This is a genomic window from Limnohabitans sp., assembly GCF_046052765.1.
GTDB lineage: Bacteria > Pseudomonadota > Gammaproteobacteria > Burkholderiales > Burkholderiaceae_C > Limnohabitans.
The window spans coordinates 41487-65449 of sequence record NZ_JAVLFQ010000052.1; the positions used below are offsets into that span (position 1 = coordinate 41487).

At 52.6% G+C, this 23963-nt stretch carries 24 protein-coding genes and 1 tRNA gene; 15 read left to right on the top strand and 10 right to left on the bottom strand.

Features of this window, described 5'->3' with window-relative positions; genetic code table 11:
* Positions 1–18 precede the first annotated feature (18 nt).
* The gene (gene purN, locus AC9UG7_RS06730) at positions 19–624 is read right to left on the bottom strand and encodes a phosphoribosylglycinamide formyltransferase (RefSeq protein ID WP_509585868.1); all 606 of its coding nucleotides are present in this window, start codon (positions 622–624) and stop codon (positions 19–21) included.
* A 117-nt stretch (positions 625–741) separates the two neighbouring features.
* Between purN and AC9UG7_RS06735 the strand changes: the two genes are divergently transcribed.
* The 5 genes from AC9UG7_RS06735 (at position 742) to AC9UG7_RS06755 (ending at position 6226) form a co-directional block, all read left to right on the top strand.
* Positions 742–1920 (top strand): acyl-CoA dehydrogenase family protein, encoded by a 1179-nt coding sequence (locus tag AC9UG7_RS06735; RefSeq protein ID WP_509585870.1) that lies wholly within the window; start codon positions 742–744, stop codon positions 1918–1920.
* A gap of 20 nt (positions 1921–1940) precedes the next feature.
* Positions 1941–3056 carry an acyl-CoA dehydrogenase family protein gene (locus AC9UG7_RS06740; RefSeq protein WP_509585872.1) on the top strand — a complete coding sequence of 372 codons (1116 nt, stop codon included), beginning with the start codon at positions 1941–1943 and terminating at the stop codon, positions 3054–3056.
* A gap of 92 nt (positions 3057–3148) precedes the next feature.
* Positions 3149–4468 carry an RsmB/NOP family class I SAM-dependent RNA methyltransferase gene (locus AC9UG7_RS06745; protein WP_509585874.1) on the top strand — a complete coding sequence of 440 codons (1320 nt, stop codon included), beginning with the start codon at positions 3149–3151 and terminating at the stop codon, positions 4466–4468.
* Between the two features lie 44 nt (positions 4469–4512).
* Positions 4513–5724, top strand: coding sequence for a DesA family fatty acid desaturase (locus AC9UG7_RS06750; protein ID WP_509585918.1), 1212 nt, complete (start codon positions 4513–4515; stop codon positions 5722–5724).
* Between the two features lie 247 nt (positions 5725–5971).
* The gene (locus tag AC9UG7_RS06755) at positions 5972–6226 is read left to right on the top strand and encodes a signal peptidase (RefSeq protein WP_509585876.1); all 255 of its coding nucleotides are present in this window, start codon (positions 5972–5974) and stop codon (positions 6224–6226) included.
* 70 nt (positions 6227–6296) lie between these two features.
* On the opposite strand, the gene rpmG is transcribed toward AC9UG7_RS06755, so the two are convergent.
* From rpmG to trxB, 3 genes are all read right to left on the bottom strand, one after another.
* Entirely contained in the window at positions 6297–6467 is a 171-nt protein-coding gene (gene rpmG / locus AC9UG7_RS06760; RefSeq protein WP_019425810.1) for a 50S ribosomal protein L33, read from the bottom strand.
* A gap of 30 nt (positions 6468–6497) precedes the next feature.
* Complete coding sequence (rpmB, locus tag AC9UG7_RS06765) at positions 6498–6731, bottom strand: 50S ribosomal protein L28 (protein ID WP_509585878.1); 234 nt, start codon at positions 6729–6731, stop codon at positions 6498–6500.
* Positions 6732–6891: 160 nt separating this feature from the next.
* Positions 6892–7839, bottom strand: a complete 948-nt coding sequence (gene trxB, locus AC9UG7_RS06770; protein WP_509585880.1) for a thioredoxin-disulfide reductase — start codon at positions 7837–7839, stop codon at positions 6892–6894.
* Positions 7840–7949: 110 nt separating this feature from the next.
* Here trxB and AC9UG7_RS06775 point away from each other — a divergent pair, with 110 nt between their 5' ends.
* Genes AC9UG7_RS06775 through AC9UG7_RS06790 form a run of 4 tightly spaced genes read left to right on the top strand, consistent with a single transcriptional unit; the run spans position 7950 to position 12864 of the window.
* Positions 7950–10283 (top strand): DNA translocase FtsK, encoded by a 2334-nt coding sequence (locus AC9UG7_RS06775; RefSeq protein ID WP_509585882.1) that lies wholly within the window; start codon positions 7950–7952, stop codon positions 10281–10283.
* Between the two features lie 56 nt (positions 10284–10339).
* Complete coding sequence (gene lolA, locus AC9UG7_RS06780) at positions 10340–11032, top strand: outer membrane lipoprotein periplasmic chaperone LolA (RefSeq protein ID WP_509585884.1); 693 nt, start codon at positions 10340–10342, stop codon at positions 11030–11032.
* Position 11033: 1 nt separating this feature from the next.
* The gene (locus tag AC9UG7_RS06785; protein ID WP_509585886.1) at positions 11034–11546 is read left to right on the top strand and encodes a DNA-deoxyinosine glycosylase; all 513 of its coding nucleotides are present in this window, start codon (positions 11034–11036) and stop codon (positions 11544–11546) included.
* Between the two features lie 13 nt (positions 11547–11559).
* Positions 11560–12864, top strand: a complete 1305-nt coding sequence (locus AC9UG7_RS06790; protein ID WP_509585888.1) for a replication-associated recombination protein A — start codon at positions 11560–11562, stop codon at positions 12862–12864.
* On the opposite strand, the gene AC9UG7_RS06795 is transcribed toward AC9UG7_RS06790, so the two are convergent.
* A complete protein-coding gene (locus AC9UG7_RS06795; RefSeq protein ID WP_509585890.1) occupies positions 12861–13892 on the bottom strand; it encodes a CDP-6-deoxy-delta-3,4-glucoseen reductase in 1032 nt (343 codons plus the stop codon). The two genes, AC9UG7_RS06790 and AC9UG7_RS06795, sit on opposite strands and share 4 nt — an antisense overlap.
* A 43-nt stretch (positions 13893–13935) precedes the next feature.
* Here AC9UG7_RS06795 and AC9UG7_RS06800 point away from each other — a divergent pair, with 43 nt between their 5' ends.
* Positions 13936–14862 carry an NAD-binding protein gene (locus AC9UG7_RS06800; RefSeq protein WP_509585892.1) on the top strand — a complete coding sequence of 309 codons (927 nt, stop codon included), beginning with the start codon at positions 13936–13938 and terminating at the stop codon, positions 14860–14862.
* Here AC9UG7_RS06800 and AC9UG7_RS06805 read toward each other — a convergent pair.
* Together AC9UG7_RS06805 and AC9UG7_RS06810 are read right to left on the bottom strand one after the other, a co-directional pair.
* The gene (locus tag AC9UG7_RS06805) at positions 14859–15983 is read right to left on the bottom strand and encodes an NADH:flavin oxidoreductase/NADH oxidase (protein WP_509585894.1); all 1125 of its coding nucleotides are present in this window, start codon (positions 15981–15983) and stop codon (positions 14859–14861) included. The two genes, AC9UG7_RS06800 and AC9UG7_RS06805, sit on opposite strands and share 4 nt — an antisense overlap.
* 113 nt (positions 15984–16096) lie before the next feature.
* A tRNA-Leu gene (locus tag AC9UG7_RS06810) sits at positions 16097–16184 on the bottom strand.
* Positions 16185–16206: 22 nt separating this feature from the next.
* On the opposite strand from AC9UG7_RS06810, the gene cysM reads away from it, so the two are divergent.
* The 3 genes from cysM to AC9UG7_RS06825 are packed head-to-tail and all read left to right on the top strand — an operon-like array spanning position 16207 to position 17925.
* On the top strand, positions 16207–17124 hold the full coding sequence (gene cysM / locus AC9UG7_RS06815; RefSeq protein WP_509585896.1) for a cysteine synthase CysM: 918 nt from the start codon (positions 16207–16209) through the stop codon (positions 17122–17124).
* Positions 17121–17657, top strand: coding sequence for an NUDIX domain-containing protein (locus tag AC9UG7_RS06820; RefSeq protein WP_509585898.1), 537 nt, complete (start codon positions 17121–17123; stop codon positions 17655–17657). The genes cysM and AC9UG7_RS06820 overlap by 4 nt, the downstream gene beginning before the upstream one ends.
* Before the next feature lie 40 nt (positions 17658–17697).
* Positions 17698–17925, top strand: coding sequence for a sulfurtransferase TusA family protein (locus AC9UG7_RS06825; protein ID WP_509585900.1), 228 nt, complete (start codon positions 17698–17700; stop codon positions 17923–17925).
* Between the two features lie 16 nt (positions 17926–17941).
* Here AC9UG7_RS06825 and galU read toward each other — a convergent pair whose 3' ends face one another.
* The 3 genes from galU to AC9UG7_RS06840 all read right to left on the bottom strand — a co-directional run bounded on the left by galU (position 17942) and on the right by AC9UG7_RS06840 (position 22686).
* On the bottom strand, positions 17942–18832 hold the full coding sequence (gene galU, locus AC9UG7_RS06830) for a UTP--glucose-1-phosphate uridylyltransferase GalU (RefSeq protein WP_509585902.1): 891 nt from the start codon (positions 18830–18832) through the stop codon (positions 17942–17944).
* A 76-nt stretch (positions 18833–18908) separates the two neighbouring features.
* The gene (locus AC9UG7_RS06835) at positions 18909–21860 is read right to left on the bottom strand and encodes a valine--tRNA ligase (protein ID WP_509585904.1); all 2952 of its coding nucleotides are present in this window, start codon (positions 21858–21860) and stop codon (positions 18909–18911) included.
* A gap of 187 nt (positions 21861–22047) precedes the next feature.
* Complete coding sequence (locus tag AC9UG7_RS06840) at positions 22048–22686, bottom strand: VOC family protein (protein WP_509585906.1); 639 nt, start codon at positions 22684–22686, stop codon at positions 22048–22050.
* A gap of 237 nt (positions 22687–22923) precedes the next feature.
* Here AC9UG7_RS06840 and AC9UG7_RS06845 point away from each other — a divergent pair, with 237 nt between their 5' ends.
* Both AC9UG7_RS06845 and AC9UG7_RS06850 read left to right on the top strand, forming a co-directional pair.
* On the top strand, positions 22924–23346 hold the full coding sequence (locus tag AC9UG7_RS06845) for a rubrerythrin family protein (RefSeq protein WP_509585908.1): 423 nt from the start codon (positions 22924–22926) through the stop codon (positions 23344–23346).
* 71 nt (positions 23347–23417) lie between these two features.
* The coding region (locus tag AC9UG7_RS06850; protein WP_509585910.1) for a DUF3501 family protein at positions 23418–23963 on the top strand (546 nt) is incomplete at its 3' end.

Consider the following 23963-nt stretch of genomic DNA (forward strand, 5'->3'; position numbering starts at 1 on the left):
TTGACAAAAAACTTCAATTCAATCGATGGACGATTGGGACTTTAAATACTCTTCAATCGCTTGCGGATAAATCAGATGCTCTTGGGTCAACACGCGTGCGGCCAAACTTTCTGCATGGTCATCTGGCAAAACTGGAACCACGGCTTGCGCCAATATCGGGCCATGGTCTAACTCGGTGGTGACTTGATGGACTGTGGCACCGGCAAAACGGCAACCAGCATCAAGGGCGCGTTGGTGTGTGTGAAGTCCCGCAAAAGCAGGCAACAGTGAAGGGTGGATATTCAGCAAGCGTCCGTCGTAATGCACCACAAAACCCGCCGTCAGTATGCGCATGAAACCGGCCAACACCACCAATGACGGTTCATAGGCGTCAATGGTTTGTCGCAACACATCATCGAACGCAGTGCGTGGATCTGACCGGTCGTTGAATGCGGTGTGGTCCACCACTTGCGTGGCCAAACCCATGTCTGCTGCAATTTGCAATCCACGCGCGTGTGGGCGGTTACTGATCACTGCCGCGATGCGGGCATTCCATTTATCTTCCCAATGGTTGAGAACACAGGCGCGGGCAATCGCGGCCATGTTGGAGCCACCGCCGGAAATCAGAATGACTATATGTCGCATGTGGCAATTATGACGAAACACTGGCTTGTCACCTTTGTTTGCATCAAAATCGCACGGTCGTGCTAAAACACGTTCCTCGTCTCACAAGATACGTCATTGCGCCTACGGAGAATTCACATGGATCTGGCATTCACGCCTGAAGAACAGGCTTTCAGGGAAGACATACGCAGTTGGGTCAAAGCCCATTTGCCGCAAGCAATTTCCCATAAAGTACATCATGCGTTGCGGCTCACGCGTGAAGACATGCAAGCTTGGGCGCAAATTTTGGGCAGCAAAGGTTGGCTGGGTTATGGTTGGCCGCAGCAGTTTGGTGGCCCAGGTTGGAACGCGGTGCAAAAGCATTTGTTCGAAGAAGAATGTGCCCTGGCCGGTGCGCCGCGTGTGGTGCCATTTGGCCCGGTGATGGTGGCACCTGTCATCATGGCTTTTGGCAACGCCGAGCAGCAACAACGATTTCTGCCTGGAATTGCCAGCGGCAAGGTCTGGTGGAGCCAAGGTTACAGCGAGCCCGGTTCAGGTTCAGATTTGGCGTCATTGAAAACCCGCGCTGAACGCGTTGGCGACAAATACATTGTGAACGGTCAAAAAACCTGGACCACACTGGGTCAGTTTGGCGAATGGATTTTTTGTTTGGTGCGCACCAGCACAGAAGGGAAACCGCAAACAGGTATTTCATTTTTATTGATAGACATGAAATCTCCTGGCGTCAGTGTGCGGCCTATCAAGCTGCTGGATGGTGAATGCGAAGTGAATGAAGTCTGGTTTGACAATGTGGAAGTTCCTGCGGAAAACCTGGTTGGTCAAGAAAACAAAGGCTGGGATTACGCCAAATATTTGCTGGCGCACGAGCGTACCAATATCGCAGATGTGAACCGCGCCAAGCGCGAACTCGAGCGTTTGAAGCGCATCGCCAAGGCAGAAGGTGTTTACGACGACATGCGATTCCGTGACGAGATCGCCAAACTTGAGGTGGACATCATCGCTTTGGAGATGATGGTGTTGCGCGTGCTCAGCGCCGAAAAATCAGGCAAACAATCGATGGATATTGCCGGTTTGCTGAAGATTCGCGGCTCGGAAATTCAGCAGCGCTACAGCGAACTGATGATGTTGGCGGCTGGGCCTTTCAGTTTGCCATTTATTCAAGAAGCCATGGATGCAGGCTGGCAAGGCGACCATGTGGGCGCAGCGCATTGCCCGCCATTGGCCTCCACCTATTTCAATTTGCGCAAAACCACGATTTACGGCGGCTCTAATGAGGTGCAACGCAACATCATCGCTAAAACCGTGCTCGGCTGACTATTTATACAAGGATTGACATGGACTTCGATTTTTCTGACGAACAAGAGCAACTGCGCGACGCGGTTCGCAAATGGGTGGACAAGGCATATACCTTTGACGAGCACCGCCGCACCGTGGCCGATGGAGGATTTTCTGCACCTACCTACCAAGCGTTGGCAGAGTTGGGCCTGACCGGTTTGTATGTGCAAGATGCCTACGGCGGTATGGCCATGGGTCCGGTCGAAGGCATGGTGGTGATGGAAGAGTTAGGACGTGGCATGTTGCTAGAACCGCTGACGCATGCCTGGATCAGCAGTGCCGTATTACAAGGATTTGCAGCTGAAGATTTAAAGCAGGCATGGTTGCCGCGCATCGCTGGCGGTGAAGCACTGGTGGTGTTGGCGCATCATGAGCAGGGCCAGCGCTACCACTTGGACAAATGCCACACTAGCGCCAGCGAGCACAACGGTGTTTGGCATGTCAGCGGCCACAAAAGCCTGGTCGCCGCTGGTGACCACGCTGATGCGTTTGTGGTGCCGGCCATGTACCAAGGGCAACTGGCCATGTTGCTGGTGCCGCGCAGTGACGCAACCGATACCCGCCAACATTACCTGGCTCAAGACGGCAGCCGCATGAGCGAATTGCGGCTCAACAACGCACCAGCTGAGTTGCTGTCATTGCAAGGCTTTGCTGCATTACAACTGGGCGTAGATGTGGGCATTGCCGCACTGTGTGCCGAGTCTGTCGGTTTGATGGAAAAAACACTGGCGATCACCGTGGACTACATGAACACCCGCAAGCAGTTCGGCGTGCCCATCGCCACTTTTCAAGCGTTGCAACACCGCGCCGCTGACATGAAGATGCAACTCGAGTTGGGGCGCTCCATGAGCTATTACGCCAGCTTGAAACTGAACGCGTCCGCAGACGAGCGCAGCGTTGCGCTGTCGCGTGCCAAATTACAAATGGGCAGATCTACCCGCCATGTGGGTCAAGAAGCGGTGCAATTGCACGGCGGTATTGGTGTGACCGATGAATACATCGTCAGCCATTGCTTCAAGCGCCTGACGCAAATGGAAATGACCTTCGGCGATAGCCTGCACCACTTGGGGCAGGTATCAGCGCAGATGCAGGAGACGGCGGGCGTGTTTGCTTAATTGATTGTTTGATGGTGCAGACAGAACAGTCAATATATGTTGTTCAACGTCTGCGCCATGGCGTCAGATGATCAAGGTGGGACAATAGCCGAATGCACCCTAAAGCCCTGCTCGACGCCTGTACCGAACTCACCCGCCTCTTGTTACGTTTTGAACACCCCGCTGACAGCGTGGTGTCCAAGTATTTCCGCGAGCAACGCAAGACCATGGACCTGGGCCCGCGCGAGCGCAGTGTGTTGGCCGAAACTGTTTATAACGTGTTGCGGCAAAAGCTGCGGTTCGAGCATTTGGCCAAATCTGGTACTGGCGTGCGCGAGCGGCGACTGGCCATTTTGGGCTGGGCTGCGCACCTTGACGCACAAGCGCGGCAACAGCAGCCGCAACTCAAACACGGTGACCGTGGCTTCATGAAAGCCGCCATGAGCGAGATGGAGTTCAAGTGGTTGAGCGACTGCGATGCCGCCACCGAAGACGATTTCCTCGCCCCGCACAAACACAATTTGCCGCCTTGGCTGGCCGAGGCCTTGGAAGCACAACTGGGTGAGAATTTTTGGCCTTTGGTCGACAGCTTGCAGCAAACCGCCGGGCTGGATGTAAGGGTCAACACCTTGCTGGCCAAGCGAGCCGATGTGTTGGCGCAGTTGAAAGCCGCCGGTATCCAAGCGTTTGACACACCGTTTTCACCTTGGGGCTTGCGCATGCCAGCCAAACCCAATCTGAGCAAACTGGCATTGTTCGAGCAAGGGCATATCGAGGTGCAAGACGAAGGCTCGCAATTGCTGGCGCTGCTGGTGTATGCCAAGCGCGGTGAGATGGTGGCCGACTTCTGTGCCGGTGCCGGCGGCAAAACCCTGGCCTTGGGCGCGAGCATGCGCAACACCGGCCGCTTGTACGCGTTTGACACCTCGGCGCACCGGTTGGACGCGCTCAAACCCCGCCTCGCACGCAGCGGTTTGTCAAACATACACCCGGTTGCGATTGCGCACGAACGCGACGAACGCATCAAGCGCTTGCGCGGCAAGATGGATCGGGTGCTGGTCGACGCGCCGTGCACGGGTTTGGGCACATTGCGACGCAACCCTGATTTGAAATGGCGACAAACGCCACAAGCGGTGGCCGAATTGGTGGTCAAGCAAACAGCCATTTTGGCGTCGGCTGCGCGTCTGCTCAAACCGGGTGGTCGCTTGGTCTATGCCACCTGCAGCTTGCTGCGCGAAGAAAACGAACTGATTGCTCAGGCTTTCAGCGCGGCGCACCCCCAGTTCAAGCCACTGCCGGTCAACCCATTGCTGGCGGGTCACGACGTGGCGCAGGCAGACACTTTGTGCACGCCCGATGGTTTGTATTTGCGTTTGTGGCCGCATTTGCACGCCACCGATGGTTTCTTTGCAGCGGCTTGGTCTTTGTCATAAGCCCGTTTTAAAATCAACCGGATTTTGAATTTTTAAGGATGCATATGGTCTTACCTGCATGGCCTTGGTTGGATGTGGTGCTCAATTGGCTGGCACATGGCTCATGGCAATTGAGCGTTTGGCAACTGGTTTTATTCACTTTGTTGATGACGCACATCACGATTGCCTCGGTGACGATTTACCTGCACCGTCATCAGGCCCACCGTTCACTGGATTTGCATTGGCTACCTGCGCATTTTTTCCGACTCTGGCTGTGGTTGACTACCGGCATGACCACCAAAGCTTGGGCGGCGATTCACCGCAAACACCACGCCAAATGCGAGTCTGAAGAAGACCCGCACAGCCCGCAGGTAATGGGTATACAAACCGTTTTCTGGCAAGGCGCCGAGTTGTACCGCCGCGAAGCCAATAACGCCGAAACCTTGCGCAAGTACGGCCATGGCACACCCGACGATTGGCTGGAAAACCATGTGTATGCGTATTTCCCTTGGCAAGGTGTAGGTGTGATGCTGGTCATAGACTTGGCTTTGTTTGGTGCCATCGGTTTGACAGTTTGGGCGGTACAAATGCTGTGGATTCCAGTGACCGCTGCGGGCGTCATCAATGGCATTGGCCACTACTGGGGTTACCGTAATTTTGAAGCGCCCGACGCCAGCACCAATATCTCGCCTTGGGGCATCATCATCGGTGGCGAAGAGCTTCACAACAACCATCACACCTATCCCACGTCAGCCAAGTTATCTGTCAAGCCCTACGAATTTGACATTGGCTGGTTATACATACGTATCTTGGAAACATTCGGATTGGCGACTGTGAAAAAAACACCGCCCAAACTTCATTACGCTGATCGACAACCGATGGCAGACGAACGCACGCTTGAAGCACTGATCACCAACCGTTACGAAGTCATGGCGGGCTTTGCGCGTCAATTGCAAACTGCTTTGAAGCAGGAAATTGCTGCCATGCCCAAACTGCCCGCTGACGCCGTAGTGAGTGCGGCCAAGCGCTGGATGCACCGTGACGAGGTGCAGGTGCCTGTGCAATTTCACGCCTTGCTCCAGCAGGCACGTGACGCATTGCCGAATGTGGACACCATGGTGCGTATGCGCGAAGAACTGCGTCAGATGTGGCTGAATACAAACGCGAGTCGCGCCCAACTGGCCTTGGAATTACAGCAATGGTGTTTGCGTGCCGAGCAAAGCGGTGTGGTTGCGTTGCGTGATTTTTCTATGCAACTAAGGGCAGTGCGACTATGAGCGTGAGCCAGTGACAGCCAGCCAAGGCAATGGCGGTGTGTGCCAGTTTTTGCACCATGGCATTTGCTGATTAATCCTTTAAATGCAATTCTGTAGCGCAAGCTTGGTCAGCGCCATCAACGACAAATGTCATGTTCGGTTGACCAAGATAAATATTTATTTCAGTCAACAGCTTGTATTCGGTAGCCGTTGAAGAATCACTCCAAGGCTTTGGAGGTTTTCTTCCTCAACCACTGAAAGGTACGTCATGAAAAAAATGTCTGCGCTGTTAATTTCTACTGTGTTTGCTGCCGGTTCTTATGCGGCAACCCCAGCAGCTGCTCCCGCCACTGCCGCCGCGCCTGCTACCACTGCCGCACCGGCGGCCAAAGCGACAACAACGGCTGCAACACCTGCTGCCAAGCCTGCCGCTGATAAAGTGAAAAAACATAAAGTAGCGCACAAAGCGTCTAAGAAAGAGGCAGCACCTGCTGCAGTTGCCAGTACGCCAGCGATCAAATAAACACTGACGCCTTTATGTCGGGACGAAAAAAAACCGCCGTGAGGCGGTTTTTTTTGAACGACAAGAAAACTCACTTGAGTTTGATTTCCTTGTATTCGACATGCTTGCGAGCTTTGGGGTCGAACTTCATGATCGACATTTTTTCGGGCATGGTTTTTTTATTTTTGCTGGTCGTATAAAAATGACCGGTGCCAGCTGTTGATTCCAGCTTGATTTTTTCGCGTCCGCCTTTGGAAGCCATGGTGAAAGTCCTTTAAAAGTCGGTGAAAAATTAAGCTTGACCGCGTGCCCGCATGTCTGCGAGCACCACTTCAATACCTTTTTTGTCGATCAAGCGCAATGCTGCGCTGGATACACGTAAACGCACCCAGCGGTTTTCGCTTTCCACCCAAAAACGGCGGTGTTGCAAATTGGGCAAGAAACGGCGCTTGGTTTTGTTGTTGGCATGGGAAACGTTGTTGCCAACCATCGGGGCTTTGCCCGTTACTTCACATACACGTGCCATCAGACACTCCTTGTTAACAGCCGGTACTTCCGACTTGACCTCGCCTTTGAAGGGGGCGGTATCCCTGGAACCGATCAACCTAAGGTTGAGTCTGGGTCCAAACTCAGCCAGATATTATAGCTTGCTGGGACATGGGGCAGTCCAATCAGGCGTGGAGTACTTATTGCTCTAAAAACCTCTGGGCATCCAAAGCCGCCATACAACCCGTGCCAGCACTGGTGATGGCTTGGCGGTACACATGGTCTTGCACATCCCCAGCCGCAAATACGCCCGGCACACTGGTCTGCGTGGCCATGCCTTGTAAGCCGCTTTGCGTGACGATGTAGCCGTCTTTCATGGTCAACTGGCCTTCGAAAATACCCGTGTTGGGTTGGTGACCAATGGCAATGAAACAACCGTGCACCGCCAATTCACGGGTTTGCTGGTCTTGTACGCTTTTCAATCGCACGCCAGTCACACCAGAGGCGTCGCCCAGCACCTCGTCGAGCACACTGTGGAGTTCGAGCACGATCTTGCCAGCTTTGACCTTGTCCATCAATTTGTCAATCATGATGGCTTCGGCCTTGAACTTATCGCGGCGGTGGATCAAATGCACTTTGCTGGCGATGTTGGACAAATACAAAGCTTCTTCGACTGCCGTATTACCGCCGCCGACCACACAGCACACCTTGTCTCGGTAGAAAAAACCGTCACAGGTGGCGCATCCGGAGACGCCGCGACCCATGAAGTTTTGCTCTGAGGCTAAGCCCAGGTATTTGGCCGATGCGCCGGTTGAAATAATGAGGGCGTCACAGGTGTAAGTGCCGCTGTCACCTGTCAACGTGAAAGGCCGTTGGCTGAAGTCAACCTTGTTGATATGGTCAAAAATAATGTTAGTTTGGAAGCGCTCGGCGTGTTCCTGAAACCTTTGCATCAAATCAGGTCCTTGTACGCCATGCACATCGGCAGGCCAGTTGTCCACATCGGTGGTGGTCATGAGCTGGCCACCTTGCGCCATACCGGTGATCAAAGTGGGTTGTAAATTGGCACGCGCTGCATAGACGGCGGCGCTGTAGCCGGCCGGGCCGGAACCAAGAATAAGGACTTTGCTGTGTTTGGGGGAGGTCATGTTTTCTGATGAGGCAAAAAGAGAAGGCAGTCTTTGCGCTTCGGGATAGGTATTTTAGGCCTTCGTTGCAAGCCGTCAGCCTGTCGCTGCTGTTAAGCTTACGTCCGGCAATGACTTACTCACTCAATACGCTTAGCAACCGCAAAGAAGACCCGCCCGCAATCAGCGGTTGGCAGCGCTTTGTCCAGGAAATTGCACTGTCGTTGGGCTTTGTGTTTTTATTGTTCTGGCTGGTGGCCATGCTCAGCCATTCTGCCCAAGACCCGGCTTGGACCACTTCGGGCTCCAGCGCAGTGCCGCGCAACTGGGGCGGACGCATAGGCGCGGCTATCAGCGATCTGGGTTTTTTTGTGGCGGGCTATTCCATCATTTGGTGTTTTCTGGCGGCATTTACCAGTTGGTTGCAAGCTTTGGCGAATCGGTTGCGAAGCGAGGAACTCCCGGCGGCTCATGCACAAATTTGGCGTTTAACCCGGTGGGCTTTTTGGAGCGGGTTGGTGTTGTTGATGATCTCCAGTACCGGGCTTGAATTCACCCGTCTCTACCGTTTCGACCCCCAATTGCCCGGTCACCATGCTGGCGGTATTTTGGGGTTTTTGGTGGGTGGAGCAGCAAACAAATGGCTGGGCTTTAACGGCTCAGCCTTGGTGTTTATTGTGTTCATGTTGGTTGGGCTGTCATGGACTTTTGGATTTTCATGGGTGGAGCTGGCTGAAAAAATCGGTGCAGGTATGGATCAAGCCCTCATCAACTGGCGCGAACGACGTGAAATGGCCGAAGACTTGGCATTGGGTCAGGCGGCAGCCCGTGAACGGGCAGAGGATGTGCATATTGAGCGTGTAGATACGGAGGACGCTGCGCCACGCCCTGTTCGAATATTGGTCGATCCAGAACCACAGGCTGCGCCAAAAAGCGAACGCATGGCGCGTGAAAGGCAAAAGCCTTTGTTCAATGACATGCCTGATTCCCGCTTGCCACAGGTTGACTTGCTGGACGAGTCTCACGCCAGACAGGACCCGGTCGATTCAGAAACCATCGAATTCACCAGCCGTTTGATTGAGAAAAAATTACGCGATTTCGGTGTCGAGGTCAAGGTGTTGGCTGCGGCTCCAGGTCCGGTGGTGACCCGTTATGAAATTGAACCAGCCACCGGTGTCAAAGGTTCGCAAATTGTCAATCTGGCCAAAGACTTGGCAAGATCGCTCAGCATGGTGTCCATCCGTGTGGTGGAAACGATTCCTGGTAAAAATTTCATGGCGCTGGAATTGCCGAATGCCAAGCGTCAGTCCATCCGTTTGAGTGAAATTCTGGGTTCCGAGATTTATAACGAAGCCAAGTCCATGTTGACCATGGGTTTGGGCAAGGACATAGGCGGCCATCCGGTGGTGGCAGATTTAGCCAGAATGCCGCATGTATTGGTAGCGGGTACCACTGGCTCAGGTAAATCTGTGGGCATCAACGCCATGATTTTGAGCCTGCTCTACAAAGCCGAGGCGCGCGATGTACGCCTTTTAATGATTGATCCGAAAATGCTGGAGATGTCGGTTTACGAAGGCATTCCGCATTTACTCGCGCCTGTTGTCACCGACATGCGGCAAGCCGCGCATGGTTTGAATTGGTGTGTGGGAGAAATGGAGCGCCGTTACAAGTTGATGAGCAAGTTGGGCGTTCGCAACTTGGCAGGCTACAACCACAAGATTGAAGAGGCGCTGGAAGCAGGCCATTCCATGCCCAATCCGTTCAGCCTCACACCCGATGACCCAGAGCCTTTGGAACGCTTGCCGCATATCGTCGTCGTGATCGATGAATTGGCAGACCTGATGATGGTGGTCGGCAAAAAAATCGAAGAGTTGATTGCACGGTTAGCGCAAAAAGCAAGGGCTGCAGGTATACATCTGATACTGGCGACACAACGCCCGAGTGTCGATGTGATCACCGGTTTGATCAAAGCCAATATTCCAACGCGTATCGCTTTTCAAGTCAGCAGCAAAATTGACAGTCGCACCATCCTAGACCAGATGGGTGCCGAGGCTTTGCTGGGCATGGGAGACATGTTGTATTTGCCCAGCGGCACCGGTTTTCCCATTCGAGTTCACGGCGCATTTGTCAGTGACGAAGAAGTGCACCGCGTGGTCAGTTACCTGAAAACCCAAGGCGAACCGAATTACATCGAAGGCTTGCTCGAAGGCGGTACGGTCGATGGCGAAGCCTACGGGCCTGACTTGTTTGGTGAAACGCCAAGTGAAAAAGACCCGATGTATGACCAAGCCGTTGAAGTGGTGTTGAAAAACCGCAAGGCCAGTATTTCTTTGGTGCAGCGCCATTTGAAAATTGGCTATAACCGCGCCGCCCGCTTGGTGGAGGACATGGAAAAAGCAGGCATGGTCAGCGCCATGAGCAGTAACGGTCAGCGTGAAATTCTGGTGCCCACACGTCAGGATTGATTCTCAAGCCTTCACCGATGCTGACATATTCGATAAACACATTGCAGGAGTCGCTCATGAAACTTTTCAATCCAAAGGTACGTATCAGCGCCTTCGCCTACAGTTTTCTTCGTTGTGCATTGTGGGTGTGTTTGCCCTTATGTATGAACGCGCATGCGGACAGTATCAGCAGTTTGTCACTTTTCTTGAAGAATGCCCACAGCATGAGAGCCGAATTTGTGCAGTCTGTGACCACGCCAGCCAAAGAAAACCGGCCATCCAAAACCAAGACTTCGTCAGGGACTTTTGCATTTGTCCGGCCTACTGCTTTCCGTTTCGATTACGCCAAGCCGTTTGTACAAAACATCATTGCCGATGGCCAGCACCTGTGGTTATATGACGTCGATTTGAATCAGGTCACCCAACGCGTACAAGCACAAGCACTTTCAACCACACCTGCTTCTCTGATTGCCTCAGCCAGTGATGTGGCTACATTGGAAAAAGAATTTGTTTTACAAGCGCAGCCTGAGGCGGAAGGCTTGCAATGGATTGCTGCTATACCTAAAACGCAGGACGGCAGTTTGCAACGCGTGCGCATTGGTTTGCGGCTAGATGGTGAACAAGTTCAATTGGCGCAACTGGATATTCTTGACGCTTTTGGTACGCGTTCATTGATTAAATTTGAGCGTACAGAAATCAACCCGAAAAACCTGACTTTGGCGCAATTTAATTTCGTGCCACCCAAAGGTGTTGACTTGATCAAACCTTGACGTGCTGCAAGGCCTGGCACCGCTGTATGCTGAGCAAACAAGGCTGCTGATATTAGGCAGTTTTCCGGGCGTGGCTTCTTTGGAAAAACAGCAGTATTACGGTCATTCGCGTAACCATTTTTGGAAAATTTGCGCTAAGCTATTGACCACTGATCCTGAACCAGTGATGAGTTTGGATTACGCAAGCCGTTGTGATTGGCTGCTGACTCACGGCATTGGTTTTTGGGATGTGTATGCAGCCTGCGAACGTCAAGGCAGTTTGGACAGCCATATTCGCAATGCACAGCCAAACGATTTGTCTTTGTTATCAGTGGCGTGTCCTCAATTACAAGCCATTGCACACAATGGAGGTGAGAGTTTCAAGCACGCCAAACACACGCAAACTTTGGGTGTGCCGGTTTACCTTTTACCTTCCAGCAGTCCGGCCAATGCGACTTGGTCGTTTGAGCGCAAATTGAAAGCTTGGCGAGATGTGTTTATGCAAGCAGGTTTGTCTGTGATAAGTTCGCCCTAGTTCAGACACGACCATGCATACACCTACTCCCATTCCTCATTCACCTTTGGCCGAGCGCTTGCGCCCGCGCAAACTTTCTGAGGTCGTGGGACAGCAGCATATTTTGGGCGAAGGTATGGCGCTGCGCGTGGCGTTTGAGTCTGGGCAGCCACACAGTTGCTTGTTATGGGGGCCGCCAGGCGTTGGCAAAACCACGATTGCACGGTTGATGGCGGATGCGTTTGATGCGCAATTTCTCTCCATCAGCGCGGTATTAGGCGGTATCAAAGAAATACGCGAAGCCGTAGAGATGGCGCAAGCCGCCAGAGACTCTTTAGAGCAACGACGAACCATTGTGTTTGTCGACGAGGTACACCGTTTCAACAAAAGCCAGCAGGATGCTTTTTTGCCGCATGTGGAGTCCGGCTTGTTCACCTTCATCGGGGCAACCACGGAGAACCCGTCGTTTGAAGTCAACTCCGCCTTGTTGTCTCGCGCTGCGGTATATGTGTTGCAACCTTTGTCTGATGCCGACTTGACGCAAATCGTCGAGAAGGCGCGCGCCATCGACGCTGTGCCCGAACTCGAAGACGCAGCGCAGGAGCGCTTGATTGCTTATGCCGACGGCGACGCCAGACGTTTGCTCAATACCTTGGAAACATTGGCCGTGGCGGCGCAGCGAGAGCAGTTGCAACGGGTGACCGATGTGTGGCTCATGAAAGTGTTGGGTGAAGGCATGCGTCGTTATGACAAAGGCGGTGAACAGTTCTACGACACCATCAGTGCCCTACACAAATCAGTGCGTGGCTCCGATCCGGATGCCGCTTTGTATTGGCTGGTTCGCATGCTTGATGGTGGCGCAGAACCTAAATATATGGCGAGGCGCATGATTCGCATGGCTGTCGAGGACATTGGACTGGCTGATCCGCGTGCGTTGCGTTTGGCTTTGGATGCCGCTGAGGTCTACGAACGTTTGGGCTCACCCGAGGGTGAACTCGCTTTGGCTGAATGCGTGGTGTATCTGGCCATCGCACCTAAATCGAATGCAGTTTATAAAGCATATAACCATGTACGCAAACTCATCAAGTCCGACGGTACAAGGCCTGTGCCCATGCATTTACGCAATGCGCCGACACAATTGATGAAGGACTTGGACTACGGGAAAGCGTACAGGTACGCGCATGATGAACCCGATGCATTTGCCGCAGGTGAAAACTACTGGCCTGACGGCATGAAGCCACCCGTGTTGTATGAACCGGTTGAGCGCGGCATGGAAATCAAGATCGCTGAAAAAATGCGCCTGTTGCGTGACAAAAACACACAAGCCCCAAAAACTTAAAGCTTGTCTGCTTCGCTGGTGAACGAATCAGCGAAAAATTCATCGGCAGCTAAACCATGCGCTAAGTAATCACGCTGAGCCGCGTCAATCACCACCGGTGCGCCGCAGGCATATACCTGATGACCAGACAAATCGGCGTTGTCTTGCAGCACAGCCGCATGCACAAAACCGGTTCTGCCTGTCCAGTTATCTTCTGGCAATGCGTCGGACACGACGGGTATGTATTGCAGATTCGGCATCTGAGTCAATTGCGCCATGACCCATTCGTTCATATACAAATCTGAAGGACGGCGACCGCCCCAATACAAACAGGCAGGACGTTGTGTGTTTTTATGTTGCATATGTTCTATCAATGCCTTGATCGGGGCAAAGCCGGTGCCAGACGCCAGCAATACGATGGGCTTGTTGCTGTCTTCGCGCAGGTAAAAACCACCAAAGGGAGCTTCAATACGTTGAATCTCTTTTTCTTTCATGGCACCGAACACATGGTCGGTGAATTTGCCGCCCGGCATGTGCCGTATGTGTAACTCAATCACCGGGGTACCTGCCACCAAGGTGTGCGGTGCATTGGCGATAGAGTACGCACGGCGTGAACCGTCACGCAATAAAAATTCCACATATTGCCCGGCATGGAATTGCATGTTTTCTGTAGAAGGTAATTGCAGTTGTATGCGCATCACGTCATGCGACAATTTTTCCAATGATGCAATGCGCACGGGCATTTTGCGAATAGGAAATGCGTCAGCACTGGTGACTTGGCGCGATTCGAGCACCACATCACTTAAGGCGGTTGCACGGCAGGTCAGCACCATACCTTTGGCCAACTCTTCGTCGCTCAAAGCTTTGCTCTGGTAATTGCCCATTTGAATCTCACCAGAGACTTTCAAGCATTTGCAAGAACCACAGGCGCCGTCTTTGCAACCGTAAGGTAGTCCCACCCCTTGGCGTATGGCAGATGACAAAATCGTTTCGTTTTCATCTACGCTGAAAGACCGCCCACTGGGTTGCACTGAAACTTGAAAAGTCATGCTTGCTATCCTTGGATTTTTATAAACAACGAAAGACTGGATTTTGCCCTCAAACCAAAACCCTCTCGGTGCACTGCCATCGCGCTTTAAAAGACCGCGCATATTGATCGTTGGTTGCGGTGATGTAGGTTTGCGTGCCGCCAATTTATTAAAGAGTTCAAGCCGTGTTTATGCGTTAACCAGCAACGCATCGCGTATATCAATTTTGCAGCAGCAAGGTATCACGGCTTTGCAAGGCAATCTGGATGAACCGGCCAGTTTGCGACGGTTGGCAGGTATAGCCACGCACATCATTCACATGGCGCCTCCTCCTTCACAAGGCATCACCGATCAACGCAGTAAAGCCTTGGTGCAAGCTATGATGCGGCGCTCTTCTCCCTACGCAGTGGTGTATGGCTCAACCAGTGGCGTGTATGGCGACTGCGGCGGCGCATGGATAGATGAAACACAACCATTGAAGCCGCAAACAGATCGCGCTTACAGACGTGTCGATGCTGAGGCTTGGTTGAACGCCTGGGGCTCGCGGGGTTTTCCGCGTATCAGCGTGTTGCGTATTCCCGGTATTTATGCGCTGGACCGAGAGGGCGGCACACCGCTCGAACGCTTACACCGTGGCACGCCGGTGCTGCAAGCCAGCGATGATGTGTATACCAACCACATCCATGCCGACGATCTGGCGCGTGCGACCGTGCTGTGTGTGTGGCGCGGCAACACCTTGCGGCCTTTGCATGTGAGCGATGACAGCCATATGTTGATGGGCGATTACATGGACATGGCCGCAGACCTGTGGCAGTTGCCACGCCCACCGCGCATCAACAGGGCGCAAGCGCAAACCGCATTGCCTGCCATGACATTGAGTTTCATGAGCGAATCCAGACGTATGCACAACCAGCGTTTGAAAAACGAGTTGCGCATGAAGTTGTGCTATCCCACCGTGCGCGAAGGCTTGCAGGGCAAGCCGGTTTTTTAACGCATGCCGATTTTGGCGTCGCCAAATATGCCGGTGACTTCGCGCGGCAGGCTGCGCCAATATTGCTGTGTGGCTTGCACCTGACCGCCAAGCGCGGCGGCAGCTTCCCAACCCCAACGCGGTTTGTATAAAAAGCTGCGACCTAAGGCAATCATGTCTGCGTCCCCAGCTTGCAAAACTTCCTCTGCGTGTCGTGGTTCGGTGATCAAACCGACAGCAATGGTGGGTAATCCAGTTTCTTGCTTAATGTGTTTGGCGAAATGCACTTGGTAGCCAGGGCCGATGGTGATTTTTTGCTGCGGAGAGATACCACCGGAAGACACGTGTACAAAGTCTGCACCGGCTTGCTTTAACTGTTTGGTGAAGTCTGTGGTTTGCTCCAAATCCCAGCCGCCTTCTATCCAATCGCTGGCAGATAAACGCATACCGAGTACGCCGTGAAACACTTTGCGAACGGCATTGAAAACTTGCAAAGGAAAGCGCGCGCGGTTGGCGAAATTGCCGCCGTAGTTGTCGTTGCGTTGGTTGGCGATGGGCGATAAAAATTCGTGCAACAAATAACCATGCGCACCGTGCAATTCCAGCATCTCCAAGCCCATGGCTTGGGCGCGTTGCGCGGCTTTGACAAACGCTTGTTCAATCGCTAGCAAACCGGCGGCATCGATTTCATGCGGCGGCGCTTCGCCAGGCAACAGGTTGATGGGCGAGGGTGCCAAGGTTTCCCAACCGCCATGCGCTTTGTCTATCAGCATGCCGCCGTTCCAAGGTTGAGCGCTGGAGCCTTTGCGGCCAGCATGCGCAATTTGCAAGCAAACAGGCACGGGGGGCGCGAGTTTGCGCGCGCGCGCCAAGGTGTCGGCAAGCGCATCAGCGGTCGCATCGTCCCAGATACCCAAACAATTCGGTGTGATGCGGCCTTGTGCTGTGACTGCAGTGGCTTCGATCATGAACACACCAGCGCCGCTATTGAGCAAATTGGCCCAGTGCATCAAATGCCAGTCGTTCGCCTTACCGTCCAAATGACAAGCGTATTGGCACATGGGTGCCACCACGATGCGGTTGGGTAATGTCAACGGGCCGCGTGGAGATTGGAGTGTGATGGGGGTGAAGAGAAGGCTCATAGTGCAATGTGAAGGGTAAATCAAATAACGCCATCTTAAAGCGAGCCAGAAGTGATCACAGACAGACATAAAAAAAACGACCCTTGTGGGGTCGTATTTTCATTGCCATCATCTGGTGCCGGAGGCCGGAATCGAACCGGCACGGTGTTTTGCACCGGCAGATTTTGAATCTGCTGCGTCTACCTATTTCGCCACTTCGGCTAAAGTGTTGAAGACCTGTATTATGACATATTCAAGAACAAAATTCCCGACCTTGGCTGACGCGATCGGTAACACGCCCTTGGTTCGGCTGCAAAGAGTTGAGCAAGCAACGCTTTTACGCCATTCCAATGTGGTTTTGGGTAAATTGGAAGGCAACAATCCGGCCGGATCGGTCAAAGACCGTCCCGCCCTTTCGATGATTGCAAGAGCCGAGGAGCGAGGAGACATCCAACCCGGCGAGACACTCATTGAGGCGACATCGGGTAACACGGGTATCGCCTTGGCCATGGCCGCGGCCATCAAAGGTTACCACTTGATTTTGATCATGCCTGAGGACTTGTCCATTGAACGCGCACAGACCATGAAGGCTTTTGGGGCTCAACTGATCTTGACGCCTAAAACAGGGGGCATGGAGCACGCCAGGGATTTGGCTTTGAGGATGCAGTCAGAGGGACGGGGAAGGGTTTTGGATCAATTTGGCAATCCTGACAACCCCAGGATCCATTATGAAACAACCGGGCCAGAGATCTGGAGAGACACGCATGGAGAGGTCACTCATTTTGTGAGCGCCATGGGCACGACGGGCACCATCACAGGCGTTTCAAGGTATTTAAAAGAACAAAATCCCCAAGTAAAAATCATTGGTGTACAACCTTCTGAGGGCTCGAGAATTCCTGGGATTCGAAAATGGTCCAAGGAGTATGTGCCCTCCATCTATGATCCAAGCCACGTGGACGAGTTGGTGTATGTGAGCCAAAGCGACGCTGAACAGATGTGTAGACGCCTGGCCAAGGAGGAGGGCTTGTTTGCCGGTGTGTCGGCCGCAGGTGCGTGCTGGGCTGCTCTGGAAATTGCAAAGAAAGTTCACCATGCCACGGTGGTTTTCATCGTCTGTGATCGAGGAGATCGCTACTTGTCTACGGGGGTCTTTCCCGCATGAGTGATTACACCTACTGTCCCATGTGCAAAGAAGCCTTGTCCCTGATCGCTCGGCAAGAGGATGGACTGGCGGTCACGCGCCTCAGATGCAAAGCGTGTGAGTGGACCCATTGGAACAATCCAACGCCCGTGTTGGCGGCGATTGTGCAGTGGGAGGGGAAAATTTTGCTCGCAAGAAATGCCGCTTGGGCCCAAAGGCGCTTTGCTTTGATCACGGGCTTCATGGAAGCCCACGAGACGCCCGAGGGCGGTATCACCAGGGAGATCAAGGAGGAGACCCATCTAGAGGTGCAAGATTTGAGTTTGGTTGGGGTCTATGACTTTCAAAAGAAAAATCAAGTGCTGATCGTTTATCATGCGCACACACAAGGTGTGATTCAACTCAGTGAAGAGTTGCTGGAGTACAAACTCTACGAGCCTCATGAGATCGTTTGTTGGCCCTCAGGCACGGGTTATGCTGTTGCGGATTGGCAAAGGAAAAGAGGCATAGAGCCCGTTTTTAAAGCCTGGGAAGATCGCAGCGAGAACGAATGAAACACATCTTCAATGAAATGACCAACCAAACATCATCATCATGCACGTTCACCAAGAATTAGATACATCTGGGCTCAATTGCCCTTTGCCTATTTTGAAAACCAAAAAAGCCCTCTCCAGCATGCAAAGTGGAGAGATTTTGAGGGTGCGCTCAACGGACCCAGGTGCGAGCAGAGATTTCCAGGCCTTTGCCAAGCAAACGGGGCATGTGCTTCTCGAGAATTCGGCGAGTGGTCAAGAGTTTGTCTTTGTCTTGCAAAGAAAATGAGCCTCAAGCCTGGACTTCAAACAGAAGTCTTGAACGCATTCAAATATGCTTTGAAGTCTTGAGCCACCTCGGGGTGTTTCAAGGCCAACTCCACGGTGGCTTGAAGAAAGCCTAACTTAGAGCCACAGTCAAATCGCTTGCCTTGGTAGTTGTAAGCAATCACGCCCTCGTGCTTTAACAATTCAGAAATGCCATCGGTCAGTTGAATTTCTCCAAGCGCCCCTTTGCCTGCGGTTTTGATCCGGTCAAAGATATGCGGGCTCAAAATGTAGCGCCCAGCCACGGCCAGTCGTGAATCGGTTTGTTCGGCTCTGGGCTTCTCTACGATGCGTTTGACTTGCGTTTTGCCTTCGCCAAGCGCGTCACCAGAGACGATGCCATAGCGGTGCACTTGTTCACTTGGAACCTCTTGCACAGCCAAAATGGACTGCTGGGTTTCAAAAAAGACCTCTGCCATTTGGGTCAAGATGCCTTTGCCGTTCTCAAGCCCAATCATCAAGTCATCGGCCAATAAAACAGCAAAGGGCTCATGGCCCACCAGCTTTTCTGCGCAAAGCACAGCGTGTCCAAGACCCAACGCACGGGGTTGACGGATGTAAGAGCAAAGCATGTCAGAGGGTTGAACGTCTCTGATCAAGGACAAGAGAGATGCTTTGCCGGCCATTTCAAGTTCATTTTCCAATTCGTAAGCCGTGTCAAAGTGATCTTCAATGGCACGCTTACTTCTTCCGGTGACAAAGATCATGTGCCGAATGCCCGCCTCATACGCTTCTTCGACCGCGTATTGAATGAGGGGCTTGTCAACAATGGGCAGCATTTCTTTGGGTTGTGCTTTGGTGGCAGGCAAGAATCGCGTTCCCAAGCCTGCAACGGGAAACACAGCTTTGGTTAAGGTGGAAGGGTTCAAAGTTTTTGCTCCAAAGTAATTGATTCATCAAAGCGACGCATCAAGGCTATTCATCAAGCCTATACATCAAGGCGATTCATACAGCTGATATGCGCTTGAGTTGATCTTTGACCTTGGCCAAAGTCGATGTGAATTCCTCAATCCTCAGTTGCTCTTGCTCGATGACTTTGGCCGGTGCTTTGGCGACAAAAGCCTCGTTGCTGAGTTTGGCCTGCGCTTTGCTGAGTTCCGTCTCTAATCTCAAGACCTCTTTGCTAAGACGAGCGGTTTCAGCGGCCTGATCGATCTCGATGAACAAGCACACCCTGGACTGACCCAAAACGGCGACCGGGGCATTTTGAGCGGCGCTTTGCCACGCCCCTTCATCCTCAAAGGTTTTGATCTCTTGGAGTTTGGCCAAACTTTTGAGAACTGGCGCCATGTTTTGAATGAAACTGCTCTCCTCAGCGTTGCCCACCAAGATGTACAAAGGCACCTTGGTCGCGGGGGAGATGTTCATCTGACCTCTTAAGTTGCGGCAACCTTCGACCCAGTTCTTCAACTGGGCAATGGCGTGCTCGGCCAGAGGATCTATTTTGGCGGGTTGTGAGACAGGATAGTCGCAAACGCTCACAGATGCTCGGTCTTGGTCTTTGGGCCAAAGTCCCGCAACAGGTGCGACCTTTTGCCACAATTCTTCCGTGATGAAGGGGATCAAGGGGTGACTCAAGCGAAGGATGGCCTCAAGGGTGCGAATCAACGTGCGCCTTGTGGCACGTGCTTGCGCGGGGCTGCCTTGTTGAATTTGTACTTTAGCAATCTCCAAGTACCAATCACAGAACTCATTCCAGACAAATTCGTAGATGGCGTTGGCCACCAGATCGAGTCGATAGTCTTTGAAGCCTTGCGCAACTTGCGCTTCCACGCGTTGGAGCATGGAACTCATCCAACGGTCGGCTTGACTGAATTGCATGTAACCATGAAAGGGTCCACCAGGAGCGCATTGCTCTTTGGAGTGTTGTTCCAGACCACAGTCTTGCCCCTCGCAATTCATCAGGACAAAACGTGTGGCGTTCCATAGCTTGTTGCAAAAGTTGCGGTAGCCCTCGCAGCGCTTGGTATCGAAATTGATGCTTCTCCCAAGGGACGCCAAGGCTGCAAAGGTGAACCTCAACGCGTCAGCACCGTACGACGGGATGCCCAGTGGAAACTCTTTCTCTGTGTTTTTCTTGACCAAGGGTGCGGTCTCGGGACGGCGCAACCCCGTGGTCCTTTTGGCAAGCAAGGGTTCGAGTTCAATGCCATCAATCAAGTCGACGGGGTCAAGAACGTTGCCCTCAGACTTGGACATCTTCTTGCCTTGTGCATCGCGCACCAAGCCGTGGATGTACACATCTTTGAAGGGCACTTTACCTGTGAAGTGGGTGCTCATCATGATCATCCGGGCCACCCAAAAGAAGATGATGTCATAGCCCGTGACCAACACGGAACTGGGCAAGTACAAGTGAAAGTCCTCGGTCTCTTTGGGCCAACCCAATGTTGAAAAAGGCACCAAGGCGGAGGAGAACCAGGTGTCCAACACATCGGCGTCTTGGGTGAGTTGACGACCTGGGCCTGCTTCATCTTGAGCTTGAGTCAAACTTTCTGCCACATAGACGTGACCGTCTTCGTCGTACCACGCGGGAATTTGGTGCCCCCACCAAAGTTGTCGGCTGATGCACCAGTCTTGAATGTTCTTCATCCACTGGTTGTAAGTGTTGACCCAGTTTTCTGGCACAAAACGAACTTCACCCAATTCAACCGCTCGGATGGCCTTTTCTGCAATGGACAGTCCCTTGGGATCCAACTGGCTTTTTTCAGTCATGGCCACAAACCATTGATCGGTCAGCATCGGCTCAATGATTTGTCCGGTTCTCTCACATCTTGGGACCATGAGGGTGTGGGCTTTGACGTCGACCAAGAGACCCGCTTCTTTCAAATCTTGCACAATGTGCTCGCGTGCTTTAAAGCGGTCCAGTCCCTGATAGGCCTTGGGGGCTTGGTCATTGACACTGGCATCCAAATTGAAAATATTGATTTGCGGCAACTGGTGACGCACACCGACGGCAAAGTCATTGGCATCGTGTGCAGGGGTGACCTTGACCACGCCCGTCCCAAAGTCCTTGTCCACGTAGGCATCGGCAATCACGGGGATCAATCGCTCGCACAAAGGCAAATGCACCCGTTGACCGATCAAGTGTTGGTACCTGGCGTCTTCGGGGTTGACCATGACCGCCACGTCGCCCAGCATGGTCTCTGGGCGGGTGGTCGCCACCACCAAGCGTTCATTGGAGTTCTCGATGGGATAGGCGATGTGCCACATGAAGCCTTTTTCTTCTTGGCTTTCCACTTCCAAGTCGGAGACAGCTGTTTTAAGGATGGGGTCCCAGTGAACAAGGCGTTTGCCCCGGTAGATGAGGCCTTCCTTGTAGAGTTGGACAAAAGCCTTGGTCACGACCTCGCTTCTTGGCTCATCCATGGTGAAGTACTCGCGACTCCAGTCCACGCTGTCACCCATGCGGCGCATTTGTTGGGTGATGGTTTTGCCACTTTTCTCCTTCCATTCCCAAACTTTAGCGATGAAGTTTTTTCTGGAGACCTGCTCTGTGGGGCCAAGGGTGTGCTTGGACAGGCCTTGCTCTTGGAGTTGCCGCTCAACCACAATTTGAGTGGCGATCCCCGCATGATCGGTGCCTGGGATCCATGCGGTGTTGGCGCCAGACATGCGGTGATAGCGGGTCAAGCTGTCCATGATCGTTTGATTGAAGGCGTGCCCCATGTGCAAAGTACCCGTCACATTGGGAGGTGGGAGTTGAATGCAAAACCCAGGCGCACCAGGCTTTGCTATGTGTGTACCTTTGAAGCCAGCCACACCGTAGCCACGGGCTTCCCATTCTGGGCCCCAGTGGGCTTCAATTTCAGCGGGTTCAAAGGATTTGGACAGGCTCTGTAAGGCGGGCTGGTTGATGGGCGCAACTGGTGCAGTCGATTCTTTGGAGGCAGAGTTCATAAAGACCCATGAAGGCGGAAAAAGAAAAGTACAAAAAGTACAAAAACTACAAAAGGACCGTATGGGGGTTCTTTTTGTAAAAGATCATGTCATTTTAACCGTGCTTCATGCACTTCAAGAAGCGCTCAGAGAATGGGCCTTGGTGTGGGTCCAAGGCGCAGGTTCGCCAAAGGTTTTGCGCAGAACCTTACTTTTTAGAAAATTCAGGCCTGTCGTTTCTCTCAGGTTTGAGCTTGCCTTGAACGCCTGAGCTTGCTTTCTCGGCTCGCCAAATTTCTTTTCTTTGGGTCCAAAGTTTCAGCCTCTCGTGGGCATCCAGGCTTTCTTTGTGCATGGTCTCTTTGCTGCCCGTTTGAACGGTCAATTCAAGACGGATGCCATTGGGGTCAAAGAAGTAAATGCTTTGAAAGACATGGTGATCGGTCACGCCCAACACCTCAATGCCATGGGCTTGCAGCCGCGCTTTGGCGCGCTCGAGTTCCTCGATGGTGTTGACCCTGAACGCAATGTGATTGACCCAAGCTGGCGTGTTCGGTGAGGGCAGCGCCGCTTGGTCGTCTCCCAAGTCAAAAAAGGCGATGAAGGAGCCGTCCAGCAGTCTGAAGAAAAAATGCGTGTAGGGGCAATACTCGCCAGTGCTCGGCACATGATCGCTTTGAATGATGTGGTACAAAGGCAAACCCAAAATGTCTTCATAAAAATGTCTCGTCTCTTCTGCATCCCTGGCGCGATAAGCGTACTGATGCAATTGCTGTATGTCAGCCGCCTTTGGTAAGGACTCCAAATGCGGGGTGCTCAGTGTGAAGGGGACCGTTTGAGAGGACATGGTGTCTCCGAATGTTAAATTCATGTCACGCAAGTGTAAGTCGGCTTGAGCTTTTAAGGGTGTAAAAAAACACAAGAAATGAGTATAAAACACTTACATAAAGCTTGGGCATCGTTTTCTTGTCTTGGATGGGTTAATCTATCGACTTGGATCAAGGAGAGACTCTTTTCAGTGGGGGTCCTAAAAAAATAGAAATCGGTGCCCATGTCGCGCGTTCATTACAAGGAAAAATAGATCATGTCCACACTCAAGGGCTCCAAGACCGAAAACAATTTGAAAGAGGCTTTCTCGCAAGAGTCCCAAGCCAATCGGCGATATTTGTACTTTGCAAACAAAGCCGACATTGAAGGGCAGCAAGATGTTGCGGCCTTGTTTCGCTCTACCGCAGGAGGAGAGACGGGACATGCGCACGGCCACTTGGAGTGGCTCGAGCAGTGCTCAGACCCTGTGACAGGCTTGCCCTTTGGCTCCACGCGCGACAATTTGGCCGCTGCCGTGGCCGGAGAAACGCACGAGTACGCTGACATGTACCCTGGCATGGCCAAGACCGCTCGGCAAGAGGGTTTTGATGAAATTGCAGACTGGTTTGAAACTTTGGCCAAGGCAGAGCGCTCGCATGCGATGCGCTACACCAAGGCTTTGCTTGAGTTCAAAGATTGAGTTTAAAAACGGGTCTGCCTTGGTGCTGCATGGCGCTGGCGATGAAGCATGGTGATCAAAGGGCGTGCCACATGAAAAAACTGGGATACATTGGACTTGACAATTTGATGACGCTAGAGGCTTATGCCAAGTACAGGCAGCAGCACCGTGCGGATCTCATGGCGCACAGGCAGCTCAGAAGCATCTCTTTGGGAGAGCACATGACGGTTCAGTTTGAGAGTGAACTGACCCTTCGATATCAAATTCAAGAGATGCTCAGAATAGAAAAGATTGTTGATGAAATCGGTGTTCAAGCACAGATCGACGCCTATGAGCCCCTGGTGCCCAAGGGCAACAACTGGAGTGCCACTTTGTTGCTGCAGTATCCGGACCCCCTGGAGCGCAAACGCGCTTTGTCCAGTCTTCTTGGAGTTGAAGAGCGCTTGTTTGTTAAGCTTCGGGGCCAAGAGAGGATTTATGCTGTTGCCGATGAAGACTTGGTGCGTCACAACCCTGAAAAAACATCCGCAGTTCATTTCCTTCGCTTTGAATTGCCCCAGGAGATGATTGCGTCTTTGAAGGGCGGCCAGTCGCTTGAACTGGGCTGTGACCATGTGCACTACTCAGCACATGTGAGC